Consider the following 23,116-nt stretch of genomic DNA (forward strand, 5'->3'; position numbering starts at 1 on the left):
TCTAATAATCTTTAACTTATGCATAAAAAAATCATAAAGACCGGTTGAACCGGTCTTTATGATGACCGTGTTAAAATTTCTATTATTCGACAGTTTCAGGAACTTCAATATCGCCGTCGATAACTTGTTGTTTGTAGTCTTCAATTTGCTTCAGCACGTCTTCAGGAATTGCTCCACGTGAATCAGCAAGACCTACACCTTCATCAGACAAACCATAAGTGATTGTTTCGCCACCTGGGAATTCACCGTTCATAGCTTGTTCTGAGATATTAATAACAGCTGAATCAACTCGTTTTAATACTGATGTTAAAGTAACGTTAGTGTCGCCAGTTTGACCTTCGTCGTATTGATCTGAGTCAACTCCGATTACCCAAACAGGTGTGTCTGGATTTGCTTCTTTACGTTCTTTTGCTTCAGTAAATACACCATTTCCTGTACCACCAGCTGCGTGGAAAATGATATCTGCTCCAGCTGAGTACATGCGGTTAGCCGTTGTTTTACCTAATTCTGCTTTATCAAAAGCTCCTGTGTATTGAACATCAACTTCAATTGACTCGTCAACTGCCGCAACACCTTCAAGGAATCCTGCTTCAAAACGCTCGATTACTGGAATTTCCATTCCACCAACAAATCCGATTTTCTTCGATTCTGACATTAGAGCTGCTGCAACGCCGGCAAGGAATGCACCTTCTTGCTCTTTGAAAAGAACGCTTGCAACGTTTGGAGCATCTACGACCGCGTCAATGATTGCGATTTGAGCTTCAGGCTGTTGTTCAGCAATTTCTTTTACAGCACCTTCCATTAGGAAACCAATGCCGTATACGACATCGAAATCGCGACGGATCAAGTTATTTAAGTTCGTGTTGTAGTCTGCATCTGATGCAGATTGCAGATAATCATAACCGCCATCGCCTTTTTCAAGACCTTTTTCTTCACCAAACTGTTGTAGGCCTTCCCATGCTGATTGGTTAAATGATTTATCATCTACTCCACCAACATCTGTAACCATAGCTACAGAAAAGTCAGAAGTTTCTTCTCCACCTTTTTCGCCTTCAGATCCGCCAGATGATGTTTTTTCGTCGCTTCCGCAACCAGCGAGCAGTGTACCAGCAGCAAGCATTAATGATAGCCCTAAACCGAATTTACGTTTTGTCAATGTAATAACCCCCAAAGAATTTTTGATATTAGCAGGAATTTGCTGTTTTACACACGTTTACGAACCACATGAAAGCTGAACTTGTCAGCTCTAAAGTAATTCTTTGAATAAAGCACCAATCGATCGTCCTCATCGTAATGGAGCTGTTTTAAAACTAATAATGCCGTTTCCGGTTCACATTCCAGAATTGGGGAAGCGTCTTCATGATAACCAGTCGGATCAATAAATGTCACCGCATAAGAAATATGAATATTCCCCGATTCTTCAATTGCTGTAAAAATGGAACTTTCAGTGCGTCCTAAAAAATCAGAAGGCAAATAATTCGAAGGAACCTTATCAATGCAATAGACGACAGGATCTCCGTTTGCCGTACGAACGCGTTCAATAGTTATAATTGTATCATCGCCAGTGCAATGAAAGCGTTTTATATCTTCCTCAGAAGAAAGGCTCTCCAACGTGCTCAAGTAGATAGCACCTGGTTCCATTCCTGCCTGGCGGATCATGTCAGAGACACTTGTCAGCTGTTCAATACCTGAAGAAAATAGAGGTTTTGAGTTAACAAATGTTCCAACACCGTGGCGTCTGACGATAGTATTGTCTTCTTCCAACAGCCGAAGCGCTTCTCGTAAAGTCGCTCGACTGACTCCAAGTGTTTTCGATAATTCGAATTCAGACGGTAACTTCTCTTTCTCTTTGTATACGCCCGCAGCAATATCCTGTTTCATTCGATCGATTACTTGAAGATACAAAGCACGATGATCCGCTTTAATAGTCATCCGATTCACCACCTATGACAGAGATCAGACATCTGATGTAAAACATTCCTACTAATCAGAATTACTATACCACTTATTAGAAATGAAATAAATAGCAATTTGTAGAATTTAGTGATTTTTCTAATTTAGTTTGTAAAATAACTGATTAAATTATCACAAAAAAACGATTAAGCTTCAATATTCTTCCTTCTTTGGAACTAGAACAGTACGTGGCTTACTACCCTCGTAAGGTCCAACTACTCCACGCTGTTCCATTTGGTCTATAATACGTGCTGCACGCGAATAGCCAACTCGGAATCGTCGTTGCAACATCGAAACAGATGCTGTTTGCATTTCTGTAACTAATTGAACAGCATCGTCGTAAATTTCGTCTGTGTCTTCGCTTATTTTCGTTTCATCTATTTCAGTCGGAATCATGTCTTCTTGGTATTGCGCTTTTTGTTGTTCGATCACAAAGTCAACAATTTTTTCGACTTCTGAATCTGATAAAAAAGCTCCCTGCACACGAACAGGTTTAGATTGACCTGCGCCAAGAAACAACATGTCGCCACGACCCAGTAATTTTTCAGCGCCTCCCATATCTAAAATGGTTCGTGAATCAATTGCTGATGAAACAGCGAACGAAATACGCGATGGAATATTCGCCTTAATAACACCCGTAATAACGTTAACACTCGGACGCTGCGTTGCAATGATCAAATGAATTCCTGCCGCACGTGCCATTTGAGCTAAGCGCGTTATAGCATCTTCTACTTCGTTTGAAGCAACCATCATCAAATCCGCCAATTCATCCACGATTACCACAATAAATGGTAATTTCGGATGTTTATCTTCGTTTTCTTCATTGAAGACACGAACATATTCGTTATAACCTTCGATGTTGCGAGTGCCTGTGTGCGAAAAAAGTTCATATCTTCTTTCCATTTCAGAAACAATTTTCTTTAATGCTTGTGCTGCTTTTCGTGGATCCGTAACTACAGGTGCAAGCAGATGTGGAATCCCATTGTAAACATTTAGTTCGACCATTTTCGGATCGATCATCATCATTTTTACTTCGTGTGGCTTAGCGCGCATAATGATACTGGTAATAATGCCATTAATGCATACTGATTTCCCACTGCCCGTTGAACCTGCGACTAGTAAATGGGGCATTTTGTTTAACTCTGTCATCACCGCTTGACCTGTTACATCTCTACCTAATGCAAATAATAGTTTAGCATCTGGTCTATTATTTTCTTCAGACTCTAAAACTTCTCGCAAACTAACAATTGACACTTCTGAGTTTGGTACTTCAATCCCGATCGCAGATTTTCCAGGGATAGGTGCTTCAATTCGAATATCACGCGCTGCCAACGCTAATGCCAAATCATCGTGTAAACTTACAATTTTGCTCACTTTGACTCCTGTATCTGGCAATACTTCATATTTCGTAACAGCTGGACCTAAGTGAACTTGTGTCACTTTTGCACGCACACCAAAACTTTGGAACGTTTTCTCTAATTTTTTTGCGTTTTTTTGTATCCCTGAATATTCACCACTTTGGTCTTGATGCGGAGGAAGCGTCAACAAGCTAAGTGGCGGTAATTGATATTCTTCGTTTTCTAATTCTTCTGAAGTAGAAAGAAGTTGAACATCGCTCGGAGCTTTTTTTTCTACAGATGCTTCTGCAGTGTTTTCTTTTTTCGGTTTTACATTTTCGGTAAATGCTGAAATGATCGGTTCTTCTTGTTTCGGACGATATAAAAAGTCTTCTTGGTCATCGTCTTCTTCGTAAGCTAACGATTCGTTAATTTCTAACACTTGTTCAGGTTCTGACTTTTTATGAGAAGCACGTATTTTCTTTGGCTTTGACTTAGTTTGTTGAAAACGACTCATTAATCGATCAAGCGCTGGACGTGCACTAGGTATTTTTTCTGCAATAAATGGTGCTGCTGCTTTCCCCGTTAAAATGATTGCCCCAATAGAAAGTAAAATAATTGCTACAATCCAAGTACCAGCAGTATCAAACAACACATGCAATAAAGCATACAAGAACGCGCCTAAAATCCCACCCCCTGTGGCTAAATAGCTATTCCAAATCGTACCAGTCATTTGTGTTGTTCGAATGGTTTCAGCAAGCACATTCGATGAAGTAATGGGTAAAATACTGCTCGCTGCCCAAATTAAATGGCATACGAGCAAAATTCCGATCAATATGAACGAAGAACCAAATGCAAATTTCGCTTTTGGTTTTGGCCATTTTCGTTTCACCATGACATATATAGCTACAAACACTAGTAATAATGGAATTAGAAATGCTATATAGCCCGCTAAATATTCTGCTATGTTATATAACATTTTTCCAATGACACCGAGTTGGAATGTCATTAATACAGCAATTCCAAGCATAACCAAGCCTATTACTTCATACGCAATCATTGGCATAGGTTGTCTTTTTTTATTTTTAGATTTTGTTTTAGAGTTTACTTTTGCTCTCGCTTTTGATTTTTTTTTCGTTTTCTCACGAGCCCTATTCATGCCTATCCCTCTTTTCTGTCATAATCGAAAAAGGATTTCCTCCGAATCAAATCGGTATGGAAATCCTTCTACTTTTTTACGCTTAGTATTCCATAATAATCGGGATAATCATTGGACGACGTTTTGTTTGCTGGAACAAATAAGAATTTAAGGTGTCACGAATTTCTTGTTTAATATTATTCCATTCGAAAGCGTCTCTTGTCACATACTTTTCAACGACTTTTCGAACAAGTCGCGTAGATTCTTCCATCAGTTCTTCTGATTCCCGCACATACACAAATCCACGTGAAATCATTTCTGGACCTGAAGCGATTTTCTTTTCTTTACGGTTTAATGTAACCACAACAATAAAAATTCCATCCTGCGAAAGTAGTTTACGATCGCGAAGAACAATGTTTCCAACATCTCCAATACCAATTCCATCAATCAAGACATTTCCAGCAGTAACGCGTCCGCTCATTCGAACTTTGCCGTCTTTGTATTCGACGATGTCGCCTTTATCAGCGATGAAAATTTCGGATTTATTTATCCCAACTTGCTGTGCTAATTTAGAATGCGCAATCAGCATTTTGTATTCACCTTGAATTGGTATAAAGTATTTTGGCTTCATCATGTTTAGCATCATTTTCAAATCTTCTTGACTGCCATGACCCGATACGTGAACTTTTTTACTTGAAGTCAATACGTTCGCTCCAGCTTTCGCCAATTTGTTCATCGTTTGGAACATAGAAACTTCCATACCTGGTGATGGTGTAAATGTAATCAGAACTGTATCAGTCGATTTTATTTTTACGTCTTTGTGTTGCTTGCGAACCATTTTATCTAAAGCTTCAAGTGGCTCTCCTTGGTTACCAGTTACAATGATAACAACTTCATCATCGCGGTAATTTTCTAAGTCTTTTAGTGAAATGACTGTTTCTTCGTCTACAGTTAAATACCCAAGACGTAAACCAACTTCGTAGCTACTTTCTAAACTTCTTCCTGCGACTGCAACTTTTTTACCTGTAGCTGCGGCGATATCAAATACCTGCTGGATGCGGATAAAGTTTGATGAATACAATGATACAAGCACGCGACCTTCTGCTGCAATAAAGGCAGACAAAATATGGTCAGCAACTACGATTTCTGAAGTCGTGTATCCAGGACGTTCTGCTTCTGTCGAATCAGACAGCAGCATTAAAACACCGTCTTCTCCCAGTTTCGCCATTTTTGCGATATCGGGTCTATAGCTTCCTTTGGCTGATTGGTCAAACTTAAATTCACCTGTGTGAACAACGGCACCTTCTGAAGTATGGAAAACAATTCCAAGTGCATCAGGAATACTATGTGTTGTATGAAAAAATGTTACATGTGTTTTGTCAAAGTTCATACGGCTTTTGTTTGTTACTTCAAAGAATTTCACATGCTTTAAAGAGCCTTGTTCTTTAATATGTTCTTTAGCCATAGCAATCGTCAATTTTGATCCATAAACCGGCACTTGAATTTTTTTCAATAAATAAGCAATCGATCCAATAGCATCTTCATGTCCATGAGTCAAGAAAATCCCTTTAACACGATCTTTGTTTTCTACTAAAAATGTCATGTCTGGAATGACAATATCGACGCCTAGCATTTCATCTTCTGGGAACATCAATCCACTGTCTACGACAAACAGGTCTTCGTCAATTTCGACTACATACATTGCTTTGCCGACTTCGCCGACACCGCCTAGCGGTATTACTCTTATTACTTCATTTTTTATTTTACTCAATGTTATTTCCTCCTAAAATTAACCCGTACACATCCATAGAATTCATTATACGGGAATCATCGGAAACAGTCCAAAGAAAAAAATAAACCAGCACAACGGCTAGTTTATTTTTAAAAACAATAGCGTTTAATTACACAATGTTTTCTTCTATCAAAGCTTCCGCAATTTGCACTGAATTCAGTGCTGCACCTTTAACAAGATTATCTGCTACTACCCATAAATGAAAACCATTCGGATTGTCTAAATCTTGGCGAATTCGTCCAACAAACACTTCGTCTAGACCTGCTGTCATCAACGGCATTGGGTATACTTGGTTTGATGGGTCGTCCATCAATTTAACACCTGGTGCATTTTTTATTGCTTGTTTAATCTGTTCTACTGTCGCTACTTTGTCTAATTCTACATAAATAGATTCTGAATGTCCTGTTACTACCGGAAGACGTACACAAGTTGCTGCGACTGCTAAAGCGTCATCATGCATAATTTTTTTTGTTTCGTTAATCATTTTCATTTCTTCTAATGTATAACCATTATCAGCAAACTGATCGATTTGTGGAATAACATTAAAAGCAATTGGGTAATGATGCTCAGCTGATTTGACTGGCAGCATTTTGGCTTCTGCTTGTTTTGCGTTATCAAAATCGATCGATTGCATTTTCAATTCGTTAATAGCATCAATACCTGCACCTGAAACAGCTTGATAAGTAGATACCACTACTTTTTTCAACCCGAACAACTCTTTTAACGGCTGCAATGCACAAACCATTTGTATGGTCGAACAATTTGGATTAGCAATAATTCCTTTATGAAGTCGAAGATCACCTTTGTTTACTTCGGGAACTACTAACGGAACGTCTTTGCTCATTCGAAACGCACTTGTATTGTCAATAACGATTGCTCCTCGTTTAACAGCCTCAGGAGCGAGCTTTTCCGAAACACTTCCACCTGCACTGAATAATGCGATGTCGATCTCTTCAAATGACTCAGCCTTTGCTTCTTGTACTGTATAGACCTTGCCATTAAAATCAATTTTCTTTCCAGCAGAACGACTAGATGACAAAAACACAATATTGTTAATCGGAAAGTTCCGTTTTTCCAATTGTTCTTTCATTTGCTGACCAACTGCACCTGTTGCTCCCATAATCGCCACGTTAAATTTTTTCAACCTATTCGCTCCTCTACTGGTAATTTGAATTATTGTAACATAATTTATTGTGATAAAAAGTGAAATCATAAAAAAAGCTCCCTTATACGAAAGAAGCTTCTTTTGGCTGGATGATGGAAATAGCTGGTGATTCTATTAAATTATCCAGTAACTCTGTTACTTTTTGAAGCGATACTTGATCTATTTGCGTTAATACCTCATCGTAAGTTTGATGTTTGCCGAGTAGTAATTCATGTCTGCCGTTACGACTCATCCGTGCACTAGTGCTTTCGAGTCCAAGCATTAAACTACCTTTTAACTGCTCTTTAGAATCGGTAATTTCCTCTTGTGTAATGCCGTCTTTTTTTAACTCTTTTAACAGACTTAAAATAACTTGTTGCATTTCAGCCATTTGATCATCAGAAGTTCCTCCATAAATCGCGAAAGTTCCATGATCAGAGTACGCTGAATGATAAGAGAAAATTGAATAAGCCAGTCCACGTTGTTCTCTAATTTCTTGGAACAATCGTGAAGACATTGAGCCTCCGATAATATTGTCCAAGACCGTGATATTGTAAATGTTCGAATCGTTTAATGATACGCCAGGAAAACCAAGACACAAATGACCTTGTTCTGTTTCTTTGTTCTTTATTGAATGTCCTGCTTTAAATACTGGCACTTCATAAACTTTCAAGTTTTCTTCTCTTTCAAAATCTCCAAATAAAGCCTCTACTTTCTCAAGTAAGCTGGCAGTAACATTCCCCGCTACAGAAACTACAATGTTTGCTGGTGTATAATGACGATTCATGTAATCACGAATTTTTTCTGGAGTAAAACTTGCCAAAGTTTCAGCCGTTCCTAGTATCGATGCTCCAATGGAGTTTTGCGGATACATCACACGCCATAATTGTTCGTGAACATCATCATCCGGCATATCTTCCGTCATACTAATTTCTTCAAGAATTACTTGTCGCTCTTTATCAAATTCTACAGGATCCATTTGTGAATTAAAAAGCATGTCTGCAAGAACGCTCACTGCGCGCTCTGCATGATGGTCTAAGACTTTTGCATAATAACAAGTATATTCTTTCGATGTATAGGCATTAATATCGCCACCAATCCGGTCAAATTCGCGCGCGATTTCTTTTGCTGTTCGTGAGTCTGTTCCTTTAAACAGCATATGTTCGATAAAATGAGTAATACCGTTTTCTTCTGGCAGTTCATCTCGTGATCCGTTATTCACAAAAACACCCATTGCAACAGAATGAAAATGTGGAATAGTTTCGGAAACAATGCGCAATCCATTTTTGCAAGTCTGTGTTGTTACCATGTGCATGTTCCTCCTCATAGTAAAAAATTGCCGACAAAGTCGACAATTTTGAAAGATTAATTTTATTCTTGATCTTGTTTTTCAGCAGCTTCTTTTTGCTCTTTTAAAACAATCTTACGTGACAAGTTTACACGGCCTTGACGATCAATTTCAATTACTTTGACTTGAATGACTTGATCCATTTTCAAAACGTCTTCTACTTCTTTAGTCCGTTCTTCTTGGATTTCAGAAATATGAAGAAGACCGTCTTTACCAGGGAATAATTCAACAAATGCACCAAACTTCTCAATTCGCTTGACTTTGCCTTCGTAATATTCGCCGACGTTTGCTTCACGTACAATGTTTTCAATCATTGCTTTCGCTTTTGCGTTCATTTCTTCATCAACTGAAGAAATGAAAATCGTACCGTCTTGCTCTGTATCGATTTTAACGCCCGTTTCCTCAATAATTTTATTAATCACTTTACCACCGGGTCCAATAACGTCGCGAATCTTATCTGGTTTAATCTTCACCATAATAATTTTCGGAGCATATTTAGAAAGAATTGTTCTCGGTTCAGCAATCGTCGCTAACATCGATTCTAAAATATGGATACGACCGATTTGCGCTTGAGTTAATGCCTCTTCTAAAATTTCACGAGAAAGACCATCAATTTTAATGTCCATTTGAAGAGCTGTGATTCCTTTAGCTGTACCAGCTACTTTAAAATCCATATCACCAAGGTGATCTTCCATGCCTTGAATGTCAGATAGAACCGTATAGTTATCGCCTTTTTTAACGAGACCCATGGCAATACCTGCAACCGGAGCTGTAAGTGGTACACCTGCATCCATCATCGCAAGTGTTGATGCGCAAATACTTGCTTGTGAAGTTGAACCATTCGACTCAAGTACCTCTGCAACAAGACGAATCGTATAAGGGAAATCTTTTTCGCTTGGAATAACGGCTTCTAGTGCACGTTCACCAAGTGCCCCATGACCGATTTCGCGACGTCCCGGCCCACGAAGAAATCCAGTTTCACCTACTGAAAACAGCGGGAAATTGTAATGGTGCATAAAGCGTTTTGTATCTTCAATGCCAAGACCATCAATGATTTGAACATCACCTAAAGCGCCTAGCGTACAAATACTCATTGCTTGCGTTTGTCCGCGCGTAAATAGGCCTGAACCATGCGTACGGTTTAACACACCCACTTCAGAAGACAATGGACGGATCTCAGAAGGTCCACGGCCATCCGGACGGATTTTTTCGTCTGTAATTAAGCGACGAACTTCATCTTTCACCATTTTATCTAAAATTTGACCTGCTTGTTTTTTAACGGCATCATCCGAATCTTCGTATGCCGCCATTGCACGTGCTTTTACTTCGTCAATAGCTTCATTTCGCGCTTGTTTTTCATTGATTTGAACAGCTGTGTTTAAATCAGTTTCTACAGCGTCTTTAAGAGATGAAGTTAATTCTGCATCTAATTCATAAAGCTTGATGTCAGATTTTTCTTTTCCAACTTCTGCAGCGATTTGTTCTTGAAACGCGATTAATTTTTTGATTTCTTCATGACCGAACATGATGGCTTCTAAAATGATTTCTTCAGAAACTTCTTTTGCTCCTGCTTCTACCATGTTAATGGCATCTTTTGTTCCAGCGACGATCAAATTGATCGAACTTTGTTCAAGTTGTTCGTTTGTTGGATTAATGATATATTGTCCGTCAATTAACCCAACAATGACTCCAGCAATCGGTCCGCCAAACGGAATATCTGAAATCATTAATGCGAGTGAAGAACCAAACATTGCAGCCATTTCTGATGGACAATCTTGATCGACTGACATGACCATAGAAATAACTTGAACTTCATTACGGAAACCGTCTGGGAATAATGGACGAATCGGACGGTCGATTAAACGGCTTGTTAACGTCGCTTTTTCAGAAGGACGTCCTTCTCGTTTAATGAAGCCACCTGGAATTTTACCAACAGCGTAAAGACGTTCTTCATAGTTTACTGTTAATGGAAAGAAATCTAAAGGTTTTGGTGTCTTTGATGCTGTTGCAGTAGAAAGAACTGCTGTATCGCCATAGCGAATCAATGCTGCTCCATTTGCTTGTTTTGCCAATTGACCGACCTCAACTTGTAACTCGCGGCCTGCCCAATCCAATGTGTAGACTTTTTTTGTTTGCTCCATATTATCGAGCTCCTCTCTATTACGATCTATCTATATACTATATGTATCCATTAGTAGTGTATCAAAAAAGCATCATATGTGCGATGCGATAGATTAAAGTTTTATCCATAAAGAAAAAGCGGGACGAATCCCGCTTTTACTGTTTACTATTAACGGCGTAGGCCAAGTCTTGCGATTAACTCACGGTAGCGAGCTACTTCGTTTTCACGTAAGTATTTTAGCAAGTTACGACGGCGTCCGACCATTTTGAATAGACCACGACGTGAGTGATGATCTTTTTTGTGAGTACGTAAGTGCTCATTCAAATTGTTGATGTCTTCTGTAAGAATAGCGATTTGAATCTCTGCAGACCCAGTATCAGTGTCATGCACTTTGTATTCGCTAATCAATTCATTTTTGCGTTCTTGTGTGATTGCCATACTGTTTCCACCTCCTAATTTCTGATATCCCCAATTACCGAGCAAACGTTGGTGATTCGATTTGCCAAGCAACGGTTTGTACTTTTAGTACTCATAAATAATAGCACAAGAAATTTTTAAAATCAACTGCATAACCTATTTCATACTGACAAAAAACTTTTGTGCTGTTTCTTTATCACGTTGAATTTGTGCCTTCAATTCTTCGATTCCTGAAAACTTTTGCTCATCACGAATCCGCTCATACCATTCCACTTCTACCATTTCTCCGTAAATCGTCTTGGCAAAATCAAGAATATGAACTTCGATCACTTGTTTTTTTACTTCCGGATTATTAAACGTAGGTTTATAACCGATATTGCAAATACCGTTGTAATTATTGTCTTGGACTTGAATTTTTACTGCGTAAACACCCCGACTCGGCATAATAGCCCCGAGCTCTGGTTCTATATTTGCTGTGGGAAACCCAATTGTACGCCCTCGTTTATCTCCATTAACAACCGTTCCCGAAATTCTAAATGGTCTTCCGAGAAGATGATAAACTTTGGCCGTTTCACCTTGTTTTAATAATTCACGAATACGTGTCGAACTGATCTTTTCATCATTTTCTTCTAGTTTCTCAGCAACCGTAACATCATAATGATCTTCACTCATTTGTTTCATTAACCTCATATCGCCTTTTCCTTTGCTGCCAAACGAAAAGTCAAATCCAGCCGTTACGTGTTTAGCTTGAAGATTCTTAACGAAAAACTCAATAAATTCTTCAGGTGTTAACTTAGCAAATTCAGATGTAAATCGGACAATAAAGCAGTAATCAACATTCATGCTCTCTAGAATATCCATCTTTTGCTGCATCGGTGTTATATAAAAAACTTCTTCTTTTCTTCCACCAAGTACAAGTGATGGATGAGGATCAAAAGTCATAACGGCTGACTTAAGGTCTTTTTGTTGCGCTTGATAAATAGCTTCTCCTATCACTCGTTGGTGACCTTTATGTACCCCATCAAAAAACCCTAATGCTAATGAGATAGGTCCTGTATCAAAATCAGGTTTTACGTGATTTGGATAATTTAAATGAATAATTTTCATATTACACCTCGTCCACTGTCGGAAAACCGAACATTTTTTCAGGTTTCATTTTGTCTGCTTTTTCTGGATGGTTTTTATAAAGTGCAACGGGTTGCCCTTTATACGTCAACACAACATACCCCATTTTGTCGAGTATTTTATGTCTTGTTAACACTTGACCATTCTTTACAGCAAAAATTTGTTTCGATTCAATTTCCATGAACGGAAACGCACTCAAGCCATAACTTAGCGGTTTCAAAATATCACCGATATGTTCATTTTGAGCAAGTTCCGCAACTTCAGCAAGTGTTACGCAATCTTTTTCGCTAAATTCCCCAGATTCTGTTCGCGTCAATTTGGACATATGCGCAGGGTATCCTAAAACTTCTCCTATTTGGACAGCCAGTGTCCGAATATAAGTTCCTTTACCACAACGTATACGAATATTGAATTTGATATTTTGACCTATCCATTTTGCGTCGCCATCAAGCAATTCAATCGAGTCAATGCGGACAATTCGTTCTGGCCGCTCAACTGGAATTCCTTGACGAGCGTACTCATATAATTTCTTACCATTAACTTTTACAGCAGAATACATAGGCGGTATTTGTGTAATATTCCCTGTTAATTTAAGAAAAGCAGTTTCTAGTTGATCTCGAGCAACTACTTTTTCTGTTTGGTCAGTTTCAACTGTTTCACCTGTTGCGTCTTCAGTGTCAGTTGAATAACCAATCGTCACTTCTGCTTCATAGGTCTTTCCTTGATCTGTAATGTACTCTGCTACTTTTGTAGTGTTCCCGATACAAATTGGTAATACGCCGTCTACTTCAGGGTCTAGTGTACCTGTATGCCCTACTTTTTTCGTTTGCAAAATCTTTCTTAGTTTAAAGACACAATCGTGCGATGTCATTCCTTTTTCTTTCCACAATGGTAAAATTCCATTCAACGTCATATGCTTACCTTCTCCTTTACTCGATACAAAAAAGCCCACTATCTAAAATAGACAGCGGGCTTTTTTTAATCTTCTTTTGGTTCTTGAATCCCACGTAATAGCGTATCAATACGGTTACCATAAGCAACTGATGAATCGATTTCAAAAGACAGTTCTGGAGTTTTACGTAGACGAATTCGTTGTCCGATTTCAGTCCGGATAAATCCTTTTGACTTTGTCAATCCAAGCAAGGTCTGCTCTTTTTCATAGTCTTCACCTAACACACTAATATATACAGTTGCCTGTTGGAGATCTCCTGTAACTTCAACATCTGTTACAGTGACAAATCCGATACGGGGATCTTTCAGTTTTCGACTGATGATATCGCTAAGCTCTTTTTTCATTTGCTCAGCTACACGATTTGCGCGCATGGTCATTGATAGTCCACCTCGTTCTTACACATATTCTTTTTCAATCTCCAAACATTCCCAAGAAGGATTGCTTTCCAAATAGTAAAGAACTTGTGCCATTTCTTTGTCTGCCACTTCTTTGGAAGAAGATACAGTCACAAATGCTAAACGAGTTCTTTGCCATACATTTTGGTGATCAATCTCTGCTGTAGAAACATTGAATTTCTGCTTGCTGCGAGTCAGCATGCTTTTAACAACTGCCCGCTTATCTTTTAACGAGTGTGCGGTTGGAATGAAAAACTCACATTCCATATATAGGATCATTTGCGTTCAATTTCTTCCATTATAAACGCTTCGATAATATCTAGCTCTTTTACATCGTTGAAGTTTTTAATAGTAATTCCGCATTCGTATCCTTTTGCTACTTCTTTCGCATCGTCTTTAAATCGTTTTAATGTGTCAATTTCGCCTTCGAATACCACGATGCCTTCGCGGATTACACGAACGCCACTATTACGTGTAATCTTACCTTCTGTTACATAACTTCCGGCAATTGTTCCAACTTTAGAAACTTTGAACGTGCTACGAATTTCTGCTTGTCCAATAATTTTCTCTTCAAATTCAGGATCGAGCAAGCCTTTCATAGCGAATTCAATTTCTTCGATTACTTTATAGATAATGCGATGTAGGCGGATGTCTACACCTTCAGCGTCAGCAGCACGTTTTGCGTTTGCGTCTGGACGAACGTTAAAACCAATAATGATAGCGTTCGAAGCAGCTGCTAGTGCAATATCAGATTCCGTAATGGCACCAGCGCCAGTATGAATAATCTTCACGTTAACGCCTTCTACATCAAGTTTAAGCAAAGATGCAGCCATTGCTTCGACTGCGCCTTGAACGTCAGCTTTAACGATTAAGTTTAGCTCTTTCATTTCACCTTGTTTTAACTGATCAAACAAGTTATCAAGTGTTACACGTGTTTTTTCAGAACGTTGAACTTGAAGTGCTGAAGTGGCACGAGTTTCTCCAACTTGACGAGCTGTTTTTTCATCTTCAAAAACAACAAACCGGTCTCCAGCTTGAGGTACATCGTTTAATCCAGTAATTTCAACTGGTGTTGATGGTCCAGCTTCTTTTGCACGACGCCCTGTATCAGATACCATTGCACGAACGCGGCCAAATGTGTTACCAACAACAATCGGATCGCCAACTTTTAACGTTCCGTCTTGTACAAGAAGTGTTGCTACTGAACCGCGACCTTTATCAAGCTCTGCTTCAATAACTGTACCAATCGCACGACGTGCAGGATTTGCTTTTAATTCACCAACTTCTGATACAAGAAGAACCATTTCAAGCAATGAATCGATGCCATCACCCGTTAAAGCAGAAATTGGAACAAAAATTGTGTCGCCGCCCCAAGCTTCCGCAACGAGTCCGTGCTCAGTCAACTCCTGCATAACACGATCTGGATTTGCACTTGGCTTATCCATCTTGTTTACTGCAATAATGATTGGAACTTCTGCAGCTTTTGCATGATTGATCGCTTCAACTGTTTGTGGCATAACACCATCATCAGCTGCTACAACAATGATTGCAAGATCCGTTACTTTTGCTCCACGTGCACGCATCGTAGTAAACGCTGCGTGACCAGGTGTATCAAGGAACGTGATTTTTTTGTCATTATCATCGACAACTTGATAAGCACCGATATGTTGCGTAATCCCACCTGCTTCTCCAGCAGTTACTTTCGTGTGACGAATTGAATCCAGTAAAGTTGTTTTACCATGGTCAACGTGTCCCATGATGGTGACAACTGGCGGACGTTCTTGGTTCAAGTTTTCATCTTCTGGTTCGAAGTAAACTTCAAGATCCGTTTTATCGACAATGATTTCTTCTTCTACTTCAACTTCGTATTCTGCACAAATCAATTCAATTGTATCTTTATCAAGTTCTTGGTTAATAGTAGCCATTGCACCAAGCATAAATAATTTTTTGATTACTTCAGATGGCTCGCGCCCTAATTTTTTTGCCAGTTCTGCTACTGTCAATGATTCGCTAAATGTAATCTTAGCAGGCAGTTCTTTTTCTTTTTTAGGCATAGGTGGCAACGGATTCACCGGTTGTTGCTGCTTGCCTTTACGGTTCCGGTTTTGGAAGCCATTACGGTTTCCACCGCCTGGACGTCCTGAAGAACGTTGACCAGGGCCTGCTGTTGGTTTCGCGGCTTTTGGCGTAAAGTTCGAACCTGATTTCGCAGGCGCTGTTGGTCGTTGGCCATTCCCTTGTGAACGAGATTGTCCTTGACTTGGTGCTGCTGGTTTTGATTGACTTTGTCCTGATGGACGTGTTTGTCCACCTTGTGAAGGTCGTGATTGTCCACTTTGTGACGGACGAGATTGGTTTCCTTGTGCAGGTCGTGATGTAGCAGGTCGTGATTTAGCTTGCGGACGCTGTCCAGCCGCTGCATTTTTATAAATGCCGTCTAACTTTGTTACATCTGTATCTTCTAAAGTAGCCATGTGGTTTGGTACTTTAACGTTCATTTTTGACAATTCATTGATGATTTCTTTACTTGGCTTATCTACTTTTTTCGCGTATTCATGTACTCGAATTTTGGTCATCTGCTCGCCCCCGATTAATTTCTTCAATCAAGCTGATTAGTTTTTTTGCAAATCCTGAATCTGTGACTGCAATCACTACCCGCTCTTGTTTGCCTATTGCATGTCCCAACTCAAAACGGGATCCAAAAACACATAGTTCCACTCCATTTGATTTACATTTATCATGCAATTTCTTGCTTGTATTTTCTGAAGCATCTTCCGAAATGATCACTAATTTCGCTTTTCCTTTTCGAACTTCGCTCACGGACATTTCTTCACCAGAAATGGTCATTCTTGCACGTGTTGCTAATCCAAGTAATTGAAGGACTTTTTGTTTGGTCATTATTTCAACTGCTCTCTAAGAACGATGCGAATTAACTCATCATAGATTTCGTCTGGAATTTTGACTTCTAACTGCTTGTCCAGCACTTTCTTTTTGCGGGCAGTCGCGATGGCATCTTCCGTTTTCGAAAGATAAGCGCCGCGTCCTGACTTTTTGCCGGTCAAATCAACCGATACTTCGCCTTCTTTTGAACGAACAACACGAATCATTTCTTTTTTAGGATGCATCTCGCTTGTAGCTACACACTTCCGTAATGGAATTTTCTTTTGCAGAGCCAACGGACATCACCTTTTCTAAATAAAATAGACTATTTTAATGCTCAATACAGTTACGTTATCGTGTAGAAAGCTCTATAGTTTATTTAATTTCCTTATTCTTTTTCGCCGTAAAAATCAAAATCATCTAGTTCTTCACCGGATTCAACTAATTCAATTTTAGTATTTGAGTTAGGGTAAATCCCAAGTTCACGTGCATCGGTTTCGCTTTTAATATCAATTTTCCAGCCTGTTAACTTTGCTGCTAATCGAGCATTTTGTCCACGTTTACCGATAGCTAGTGATAATTGATAATCAGGAACAACAACCGTAGTTGATTTTGCTTCTTCGTTTACTTGTACATCTAATACTTTAGATGGACTAAGTGCATTTGCTACAAAGACAACTGGCTCTTCAGACCATTCCACAATATCAATCTTCTCACCGCTCAACTCGTTAACGATTGTTTGAACACGACCACCTTTAGATCCCACACATGAACCTACCGGATCGATATCATCGCGATGTGCAAATACCGATATTTTTGAGCGATCCCCTGCTTCACGTGCGATTGACTTGATTTCAACAATACCATCATAAATTTCAGGAACTTCGCTTTCGAATAAGCGACGCAGTAGTCCTGGGTGTGTACGTGAAACAAATACTTGTGGTCCGCGTGTTGTGCGTTCAACTTTTGTGATATACACTTTAATGCGATCATGCGGCTTGTAATTTTCATTAGGCATTTGTTCTGTCTGTGGAAGCACAGCTTCTACTTTACCTAAACCGACATATAAATTACGAGCATCCATGCGTTCTACAATGCCATTTACAATATCGTCTGCACGATCAACAAATTCTTCAAAGATTAATCCGCGTTCAGCTTCACGTACTCGTTGTGTAACAACTTGTTTTGCTGTTTGTGCAGCAATTCGACCGAAGTTACGTGGCGTTACTTCTTCTTCCACCACATCTCCTAGCTCATAAGCCGGATTGATCACTTTTGCTTCTTCTAATGAAATGTGAAGGCGCTCATCTTCAACTTCTTCTACAACATCTTTACGTGAATAAACTAACATCGTTCCCGTATCTAAGTTTAAATCCACTCGAACGTTTTGGGCTTGGTTAAAATTCCGTTTGTATGCTGTTACTAAAGCCGCTTCGATTGCTTCAATTAGAACTTCACGCGATATCCCTTTTTGTTTTTCTAATACTTCAAAAGCATCCAATAACTCACTGCTCATTTTATTCACTCCCAGGTTCTTCAATCAGGTTTAACAGAAAAATCAATAGCCAATCGAATTAACGCAATTTTTTCTTTTGCAATTGTGATTATTTTTCTGCGTGTTTTGATTTTAATTTCAATTTCTACTTGATCATCATCATAAGATTTCAAGTAGCCTTCAAACTCTTTTGTATCTTCAATCGGTTCATATGTTTTGATGTAAATTAATTTACTCAAAGCTTTTTCATAGTCTTTTTCTTTTTTCAAAGGACGCTCTGCGCCTGGTGAAGAAACTTCCAGGAAGTAATTTTGTTCAATCGGATCTAATTCATCCAAAATTTCACTTAATTTTTCACTAACTAATGCACATTGATCTATATCAATTGGTGCATCTGGATTGTCCACATATACTCGTAAAAACCATGTACGACCTTCTTTTACGAATTCCACATCTACAAGTTCAAGTGCTAATTCACTCGTAATGGGTTGTACTATCTTCTCGATTTGTTCTGTAATTTTGCTCATACATGCCTCCCGCCAATTTTATGCCATAACAAACAGAAAAGAGCGGGAGAACCCACTCTTCTGCGACAGAGCTATTCAGTAAATGTTACTACAATAATACCATAAATGGCGTCGTGGTGCAACTGACTAGAATAAAGACAGCTGATTGGCATCAGGCATTCCTTCTAAGCATCCGTGGTCATCCATATATTCGATGATGGTTTTTGAAACACGTCCACGTTGCTGAAGATCTTCTTTCGATAAAAATTCTCCATGCTCACGTGCAGCAACGATTGATTTTGCAGCATTCGTCCCAAGTCCTGGGATAGCATTAAATGGTGGAATCAAGCTTTTGCCTTCAATAATAAATTGATCCGCAGATGATTTATACAAGTCAACTTTTTGGAACGTATATCCTCGTTCAATCATTTCAAGCGTCAGTTCCATAACCGTCAATAAGTTTTTTTCTTTGGTTGACGCTTCTAATCCTTTAGAATTGATTTCATCAAGTACTGAGCGAATCGATTGTGAACCTTTCGCCATGGCGTTAACATCAAAGTCTTCTGCACGAACGGTAAAGTATGCTGCGTAGTACAGTATAGGAAAATGCACTTTGAAATATGCAATCCGTACAGCCATCAAAACATAAGCCGCCGCATGAGCTTTTGGAAACATGTACTTAATTTTTTTACACGATTCGATATACCAATTGGGTACACCTTCTTTTTTCATAGCTTCTTCAAACTCGGGTGTTAGTCCTTTTCCTTTACGAACAGATTCCATAATTTTAAATGCAAGTGAAGATTCGAGTCCTTGATAAATCAAATAAACCATGATGTCATCTCGACAGCCGATTACATCGGATAGCTGACAGGTACCGTTTTGAATCAGTTCTTGTGCGTTGCTCAACCACACATCTGTCCCATGAGACAGTCCAGAAATCTGAACTAATTCTGAAAACGTATTCGGTTTTGTTTCTTCAAGCATTTGACGGACAAAACGCGTACCAAACTCAGGGATACCTAGTGTACCGGTTTTGCAGCCAATTTGCTCTTTTGTCACACCAAGTGTTTCTGGCCCTGCAAAAATTTTCATCACTTCTGGATCATCTGTTGGAATAGTTTTTGGGTCTATCCCGGAAAGATCTTGCAGCATACGAATCACTGTTGGATCATCGTGTCCGAGTATATCGAGCTTCAATAAATTGTCATGAATCGAATGGAAATCAAAATGAGTTGTCTTCCATTCAGAATCTTGAGCATCCGCTGGAAACTGTATCGGTGAGAAATCATAGATATCCATATAGTCTGGAACCACGATGATTCCTCCTGGATGCTGTCCCGTACTACGCTTAACACCCGAACATCCTTGCACTAAGCGGTCAATTTCTGCTCCCCGCATCGTCAAGTCTCGGTCGTTTGCATAGCCACGAACATAACCATAAGCTGTTTTCTCTGCAACTGTTCCGATTGTCCCTGCACGGAACACATTGTCTTCTCCAAACAGTTCTTTTGTATAGTTATGCGCTTTTGACTGATACTCACCACTAAAGTTCAAATCGATATCGGGAACTTTGTCTCCTTTAAATCCTAAAAACGTTTCAAATGGAATGTCTTGCCCTTCTTTTTGATAAGGCACATCACATTCCGGACAATTTTTATCCTTCAAATCAAATCCAGAGCCAACCGAACCATCATCGAAAAACTCAGATTTTTTGCATTTCCTGCAAATATAATGCGGTGGCAAAGGATTGACTTCGGTAATTTCCGTTAACGTAGCAACCAGTGATGACCCAACCGAACCACGCGAACCAACCAAATAACCATCGTCTAACGATTTTTTCACCAATTTATGAGAAATCAAATAAATAACCGCAAAGCCATGTCCAATAATGGATTTCAATTCTTTTTCAATACGTGCTTCGACAATATCAGGTAAAGGAGAACCATATATTTGTTGTGCCATATTGTAACTGAGTTCTCGAACTTCTTCGTCTGCACCTTCGATTTTTGGCGTATACAACTCGTCTTTAATTGGTTTAACTACATCAATCATCTCAGAAATTTTCAAAGAGTTGTCCACAACTAGTTCGTGTGCTGTCTCACTTCCAAGAAAATCAAAAGCGTCTAGCATCTCATTGGTTGTTCTAAAATGGACTTTTGGTAATTTAGTCCGGTTGAGTGGATTGGCTCCACCTTGGGAACCGATTAACACTTGTCGGAATATGGCATCGGTTTCATCTAAATAATGCACGTTTCCTGTTGCCACTAACGGTATTTCTAATTTGCGACTGACTTTTACCAGCTTGCGAATAATGTCCTCTAGGTTCCATTCATCCCGAATCATTTCACGTTCGATTAAATGCGAATACACTTCTTTTGGATGAACTTCTAAATAATCGTAAAATTGCGCGGCTTTCTCAACTTCTTCCATTGACTTTTGCATAACCGCTTCAAAAACTTCCCCTTTATCACAGCCAGAACCAACTAGCAGTCCACTTCGATGCTTTTGCAATAACGATCGTGGAATACGAGGGACGCGGTAGAAATAATCAATGTGTGAAGCAGATACTAATTTGAAAAGATTTTTCAGCCCTTCGTCATTTTGAGCCAATAACGTACAATGCGTGGGTCGCGAACGTTTATAAGCATCCCCACTACCAACATAATCATTGATTTGATCGTGATACAAGATGCCTTTTTTATCTGCTTCTTTTAGCAAATGCGTCAGTAAATAAGAAGTCGCTTCCGTATCATAAATTGCACGGTGATGTTGCGTTAAATCGATCCCAAATTTCTTCGCTAAGGTGTTTAGTCGATGATTTTTAAGTTCAGGATGAAGCATACGCGCTAATTCTAATGTATCGATGGTAGAGTGTTTGGTTTCAATACCGAATTTTTTATAGCATACATATAAAAAGCCCATATCGAATGAAGCATTATGCGCGACCATAATATGGTCGCCTGCCCAATCGTGGTAGTTGCGAATAACTTCTTCTACTTCCGGTGCATTTTTGACCATATCGTCTGTGATCCCAGTCAAATCAATGGTGGTTGATGACAACTCATGATGTGGATTAGCAAAACTTTCGAATTTATCGATAATTTGCCCACCTTTAATTTTTACAGCTGCCAACTCAATGATTGTGTCGTAAACTGCAGATAAACCGGTAGTTTCTAAGTCAAAAACAACGAAGGTCTCGTCTTCTAATAGGACGTGGCGTTCACCATGTGCAATTGGCACACCATCATCAACTAAATTAGCTTCCAAGCCGAATATCGCTTTAATGCCATGCTTTTTACTCGCTGCATAGGCATCAGGAAATGATTGTACACCAGCATGATCTGTAATGGCGATTGCCGGATGTCCCCATTTAGCCGCTTGGCTAACGAGTGACTCGACAGATGAAACAGCATCCATTTGACTCATGGGTGTATGCAAATGAAGCTCCACACGTTTTTCTTCAGCAGTGTCCCGTCGAAGCTCTGGTTTAATCTCGACAATATCTTGCGCCATCATGACCAAGTCACGAACAAATGTATCGGTTTGAATCGAGCCACGCGCTTTGAGCCACATTCCTTTTTTAGCATTGGCCATCAATGCGGCATCTTCTTTATCGCGCGAGAACATCTTGACCAAAATCGAATCGGTGTAATCTGTAATCTTCACGGTCAATAAAGAACGTCCACTTCGAAGTTCTCGCACTTCTGCATCAAAAACATATCCTTCAATTGTAACTCGACGCTCTTCATCCACAATTGATTTAATATCCACAATATATTCATCCGGCTTGATTGCCGTGCCCATTTGGAATGGACCTGAAGGCGCTCCATTTTCTTTTTGATGGGTTTCTCGTTTTTTCATATCGGACAATGCTTTTTGAGCCATAGCTTCTTCTTCACGAAGACGTTCGGCCATGAAGGCTTCGTGAGCAGCTTCTTGATTTTCGTCTGACAATTGAAAATCGATGGCTACATGCGGAAAACCAAACTGGCGATAAACGCCTGCTAATTTGTCGCTATATTTTGATTTTAATGCCATCATTTCGTGTTCGTGGCTACATTGCAATAGAAGTTTATTGCCATTCCACACAGGCTTTTGTGACAATAATCTTTCGCGTAATGGCGGTGCCATATCCGCCAACTCTTCAACTGCGTATTTCCAATAAGACAACACTTCGGTTTCCTCTGCCGTTTGTTGTACTGTTTCAATACTCAATTGAACAGAAGCTATCGGAGAAAATGTACTATACAATCGTTGTTTTAATAATAAATACAAATCAATCGGTAGGATATTCTTTAGTTTCACAAGAAATTTCCAAGACCGCTCTTTTTTATGGACAGTCATTCGTGTTAATTCAGCTTTTTCAAAAAAAGGCATATGCAAATCGTCTGTTAAGTTGAGATGTTGAAGCAGCATTTTGAATCGCATTTTGGAGTCTTGCTCGTTTGTCATAATTATCTCCTTCATGGTAGTGATTTAAGAAAATCTATTCTGAAGAAACTGCTACAG

The 23,116-nt window shown here is 39.3% G+C and carries 18 protein-coding genes; all 18 read right to left on the minus strand.

The features are described from left to right. Window positions 1-82: 82 nt before the first annotated feature. Complete coding sequence (locus I858_RS10630) at window positions 83-1,156, minus strand: BMP family lipoprotein (protein WP_049693252.1); 1,074 nt, start codon at window positions 1,154-1,156, stop codon at window positions 83-85. A gap of 47 nt (window positions 1,157-1,203) precedes the next feature. Next, on the minus strand, window positions 1,204-1,932 hold the full coding sequence (locus tag I858_RS10635; RefSeq protein WP_049693253.1) for a GntR family transcriptional regulator: 729 nt from the start codon (window positions 1,930-1,932) through the stop codon (window positions 1,204-1,206). Window positions 1,933-2,106: 174 nt separating this feature from the next. Next, window positions 2,107-4,449, minus strand: coding sequence for an FtsK/SpoIIIE family DNA translocase (locus I858_RS10640; protein WP_049693254.1), 2,343 nt, complete (start codon window positions 4,447-4,449; stop codon window positions 2,107-2,109). An 82-nt stretch (window positions 4,450-4,531) separates the two neighbouring features. Continuing rightward, window positions 4,532-6,199, minus strand: coding sequence for a ribonuclease J (locus I858_RS10645; protein ID WP_049693255.1), 1,668 nt, complete (start codon window positions 6,197-6,199; stop codon window positions 4,532-4,534). Between the two features lie 130 nt (window positions 6,200-6,329). Then, window positions 6,330-7,340: an aspartate-semialdehyde dehydrogenase gene (locus I858_RS10650; protein WP_049693465.1), complete on the minus strand. Its 1,011-nt coding sequence runs from the start codon at window positions 7,338-7,340 to the stop codon at window positions 6,330-6,332. A gap of 106 nt (window positions 7,341-7,446) precedes the next feature. Next, a complete protein-coding gene (locus I858_RS10655) occupies window positions 7,447-8,673 on the minus strand; it encodes a M16 family metallopeptidase (protein ID WP_049693256.1) in 1,227 nt (408 codons plus the stop codon). Between the two features lie 62 nt (window positions 8,674-8,735). Continuing rightward, window positions 8,736-10,853, minus strand: a complete 2,118-nt coding sequence (pnp, locus tag I858_RS10660) for a polyribonucleotide nucleotidyltransferase (RefSeq protein WP_049693257.1) — start codon at window positions 10,851-10,853, stop codon at window positions 8,736-8,738. 149 nt (window positions 10,854-11,002) lie between these two features. Then, complete coding sequence (rpsO, locus tag I858_RS10665) at window positions 11,003-11,272, minus strand: 30S ribosomal protein S15 (protein WP_008430885.1); 270 nt, start codon at window positions 11,270-11,272, stop codon at window positions 11,003-11,005. A 135-nt stretch (window positions 11,273-11,407) separates the two neighbouring features. After that, a complete protein-coding gene (gene ribF, locus I858_RS10670; protein ID WP_049693258.1) occupies window positions 11,408-12,358 on the minus strand; it encodes a riboflavin biosynthesis protein RibF in 951 nt (316 codons plus the stop codon). A 1-nt stretch (window position 12,359) separates the two neighbouring features. Beyond that, the gene (truB, locus tag I858_RS10675) at window positions 12,360-13,289 is read right to left on the minus strand and encodes a tRNA pseudouridine(55) synthase TruB (protein WP_049693259.1); all 930 of its coding nucleotides are present in this window, start codon (window positions 13,287-13,289) and stop codon (window positions 12,360-12,362) included. Between the two features lie 65 nt (window positions 13,290-13,354). Beyond that, on the minus strand, window positions 13,355-13,705 hold the full coding sequence (gene rbfA / locus I858_RS10680) for a 30S ribosome-binding factor RbfA (protein ID WP_049693260.1): 351 nt from the start codon (window positions 13,703-13,705) through the stop codon (window positions 13,355-13,357). Window positions 13,706-13,723: 18 nt separating this feature from the next. Beyond that, window positions 13,724-14,002 carry a DUF503 domain-containing protein gene (locus tag I858_RS10685; RefSeq protein ID WP_049693261.1) on the minus strand — a complete coding sequence of 93 codons (279 nt, stop codon included), beginning with the start codon at window positions 14,000-14,002 and terminating at the stop codon, window positions 13,724-13,726. Beyond that, entirely contained in the window at window positions 13,999-16,299 is a 2,301-nt protein-coding gene (infB, locus tag I858_RS10690; RefSeq protein ID WP_049693262.1) for a translation initiation factor IF-2, read from the minus strand. Before infB ends, I858_RS10685 begins: the two co-directional genes overlap by 4 nt. Further along, window positions 16,277-16,621: a YlxQ family RNA-binding protein gene (locus tag I858_RS10695; protein WP_049693263.1), complete on the minus strand. Its 345-nt coding sequence runs from the start codon at window positions 16,619-16,621 to the stop codon at window positions 16,277-16,279. Before I858_RS10695 ends, infB begins: the two co-directional genes overlap by 23 nt. Next, window positions 16,621-16,899, minus strand: coding sequence for an RNase P modulator RnpM (gene rnpM / locus I858_RS10700; protein WP_049693264.1), 279 nt, complete (start codon window positions 16,897-16,899; stop codon window positions 16,621-16,623). The genes I858_RS10695 and rnpM overlap by 1 nt, the downstream gene beginning before the upstream one ends. Before the next feature lie 92 nt (window positions 16,900-16,991). Continuing rightward, complete coding sequence (nusA, locus tag I858_RS10705) at window positions 16,992-18,119, minus strand: transcription termination factor NusA (RefSeq protein ID WP_049693265.1); 1,128 nt, start codon at window positions 18,117-18,119, stop codon at window positions 16,992-16,994. Between the two features lie 20 nt (window positions 18,120-18,139). Beyond that, a complete protein-coding gene (gene rimP, locus I858_RS10710) occupies window positions 18,140-18,625 on the minus strand; it encodes a ribosome maturation factor RimP (protein ID WP_049693266.1) in 486 nt (161 codons plus the stop codon). A gap of 126 nt (window positions 18,626-18,751) precedes the next feature. Next, a complete protein-coding gene (locus I858_RS10715) occupies window positions 18,752-23,059 on the minus strand; it encodes a PolC-type DNA polymerase III (RefSeq protein WP_049693267.1) in 4,308 nt (1,435 codons plus the stop codon). Between the last annotated feature and the right edge of the window lie 57 nt (window positions 23,060-23,116).

Origin of the sequence: Planococcus versutus (assembly GCF_001186155.3) — a bacterium.
Classification (GTDB): Bacteria; Bacillota; Bacilli; order Bacillales_A; family Planococcaceae; genus Planococcus; species Planococcus versutus.

Bases quoted from the DNA above. Each gene is read 5' to 3' on its own strand.
- I858_RS10655 (WP_049693256.1), bottom strand. From the start codon at position 8,673: ATGGTAACAACACAGACTTGCAAAAATGGATTGCGCATTGTTTCCGAA.
- I858_RS10640 (WP_049693254.1), bottom strand. From the start codon at position 4,449: ATGAATAGGGCTCGTGAGAAAACGAAAAAAAAATCAAAAGCGAGAGCA.
- I858_RS10685 (WP_049693261.1), bottom strand. From the start codon at position 14,002: ATGATCCTATATATGGAATGTGAGTTTTTCATTCCAACCGCACACTCG.
- nusA (WP_049693265.1), bottom strand. From the start codon at position 18,119: ATGAGCAGTGAGTTATTGGATGCTTTTGAAGTATTAGAAAAACAAAAA.
- I858_RS10715 (WP_049693267.1), bottom strand. From the start codon at position 23,059: ATGACAAACGAGCAAGACTCCAAAATGCGATTCAAAATGCTGCTTCAA.
- I858_RS10695 (WP_049693263.1), bottom strand. From the start codon at position 16,621: ATGACCAAACAAAAAGTCCTTCAATTACTTGGATTAGCAACACGTGCA.
- rimP (WP_049693266.1), bottom strand. From the start codon at position 18,625: ATGAGCAAAATTACAGAACAAATCGAGAAGATAGTACAACCCATTACG.
- rbfA (WP_049693260.1), bottom strand. From the start codon at position 13,705: ATGACCATGCGCGCAAATCGTGTAGCTGAGCAAATGAAAAAAGAGCTT.
- truB (WP_049693259.1), bottom strand. From the start codon at position 13,289: ATGACGTTGAATGGAATTTTACCATTGTGGAAAGAAAAAGGAATGACA.
- rpsO (WP_008430885.1), bottom strand. From the start codon at position 11,272: ATGGCAATCACACAAGAACGCAAAAATGAATTGATTAGCGAATACAAA.
- ribF (WP_049693258.1), bottom strand. From the start codon at position 12,358: ATGAAAATTATTCATTTAAATTATCCAAATCACGTAAAACCTGATTTT.
- I858_RS10635 (WP_049693253.1), bottom strand. From the start codon at position 1,932: ATGACTATTAAAGCGGATCATCGTGCTTTGTATCTTCAAGTAATCGAT.
- pnp (WP_049693257.1), bottom strand. From the start codon at position 10,853: ATGGAGCAAACAAAAAAAGTCTACACATTGGATTGGGCAGGCCGCGAG.
- infB (WP_049693262.1), bottom strand. From the start codon at position 16,299: ATGACCAAAATTCGAGTACATGAATACGCGAAAAAAGTAGATAAGCCA.
- I858_RS10650 (WP_049693465.1), bottom strand. From the start codon at position 7,340: ATGGGAGCAACAGGTGCAGTTGGTCAGCAAATGAAAGAACAATTGGAA.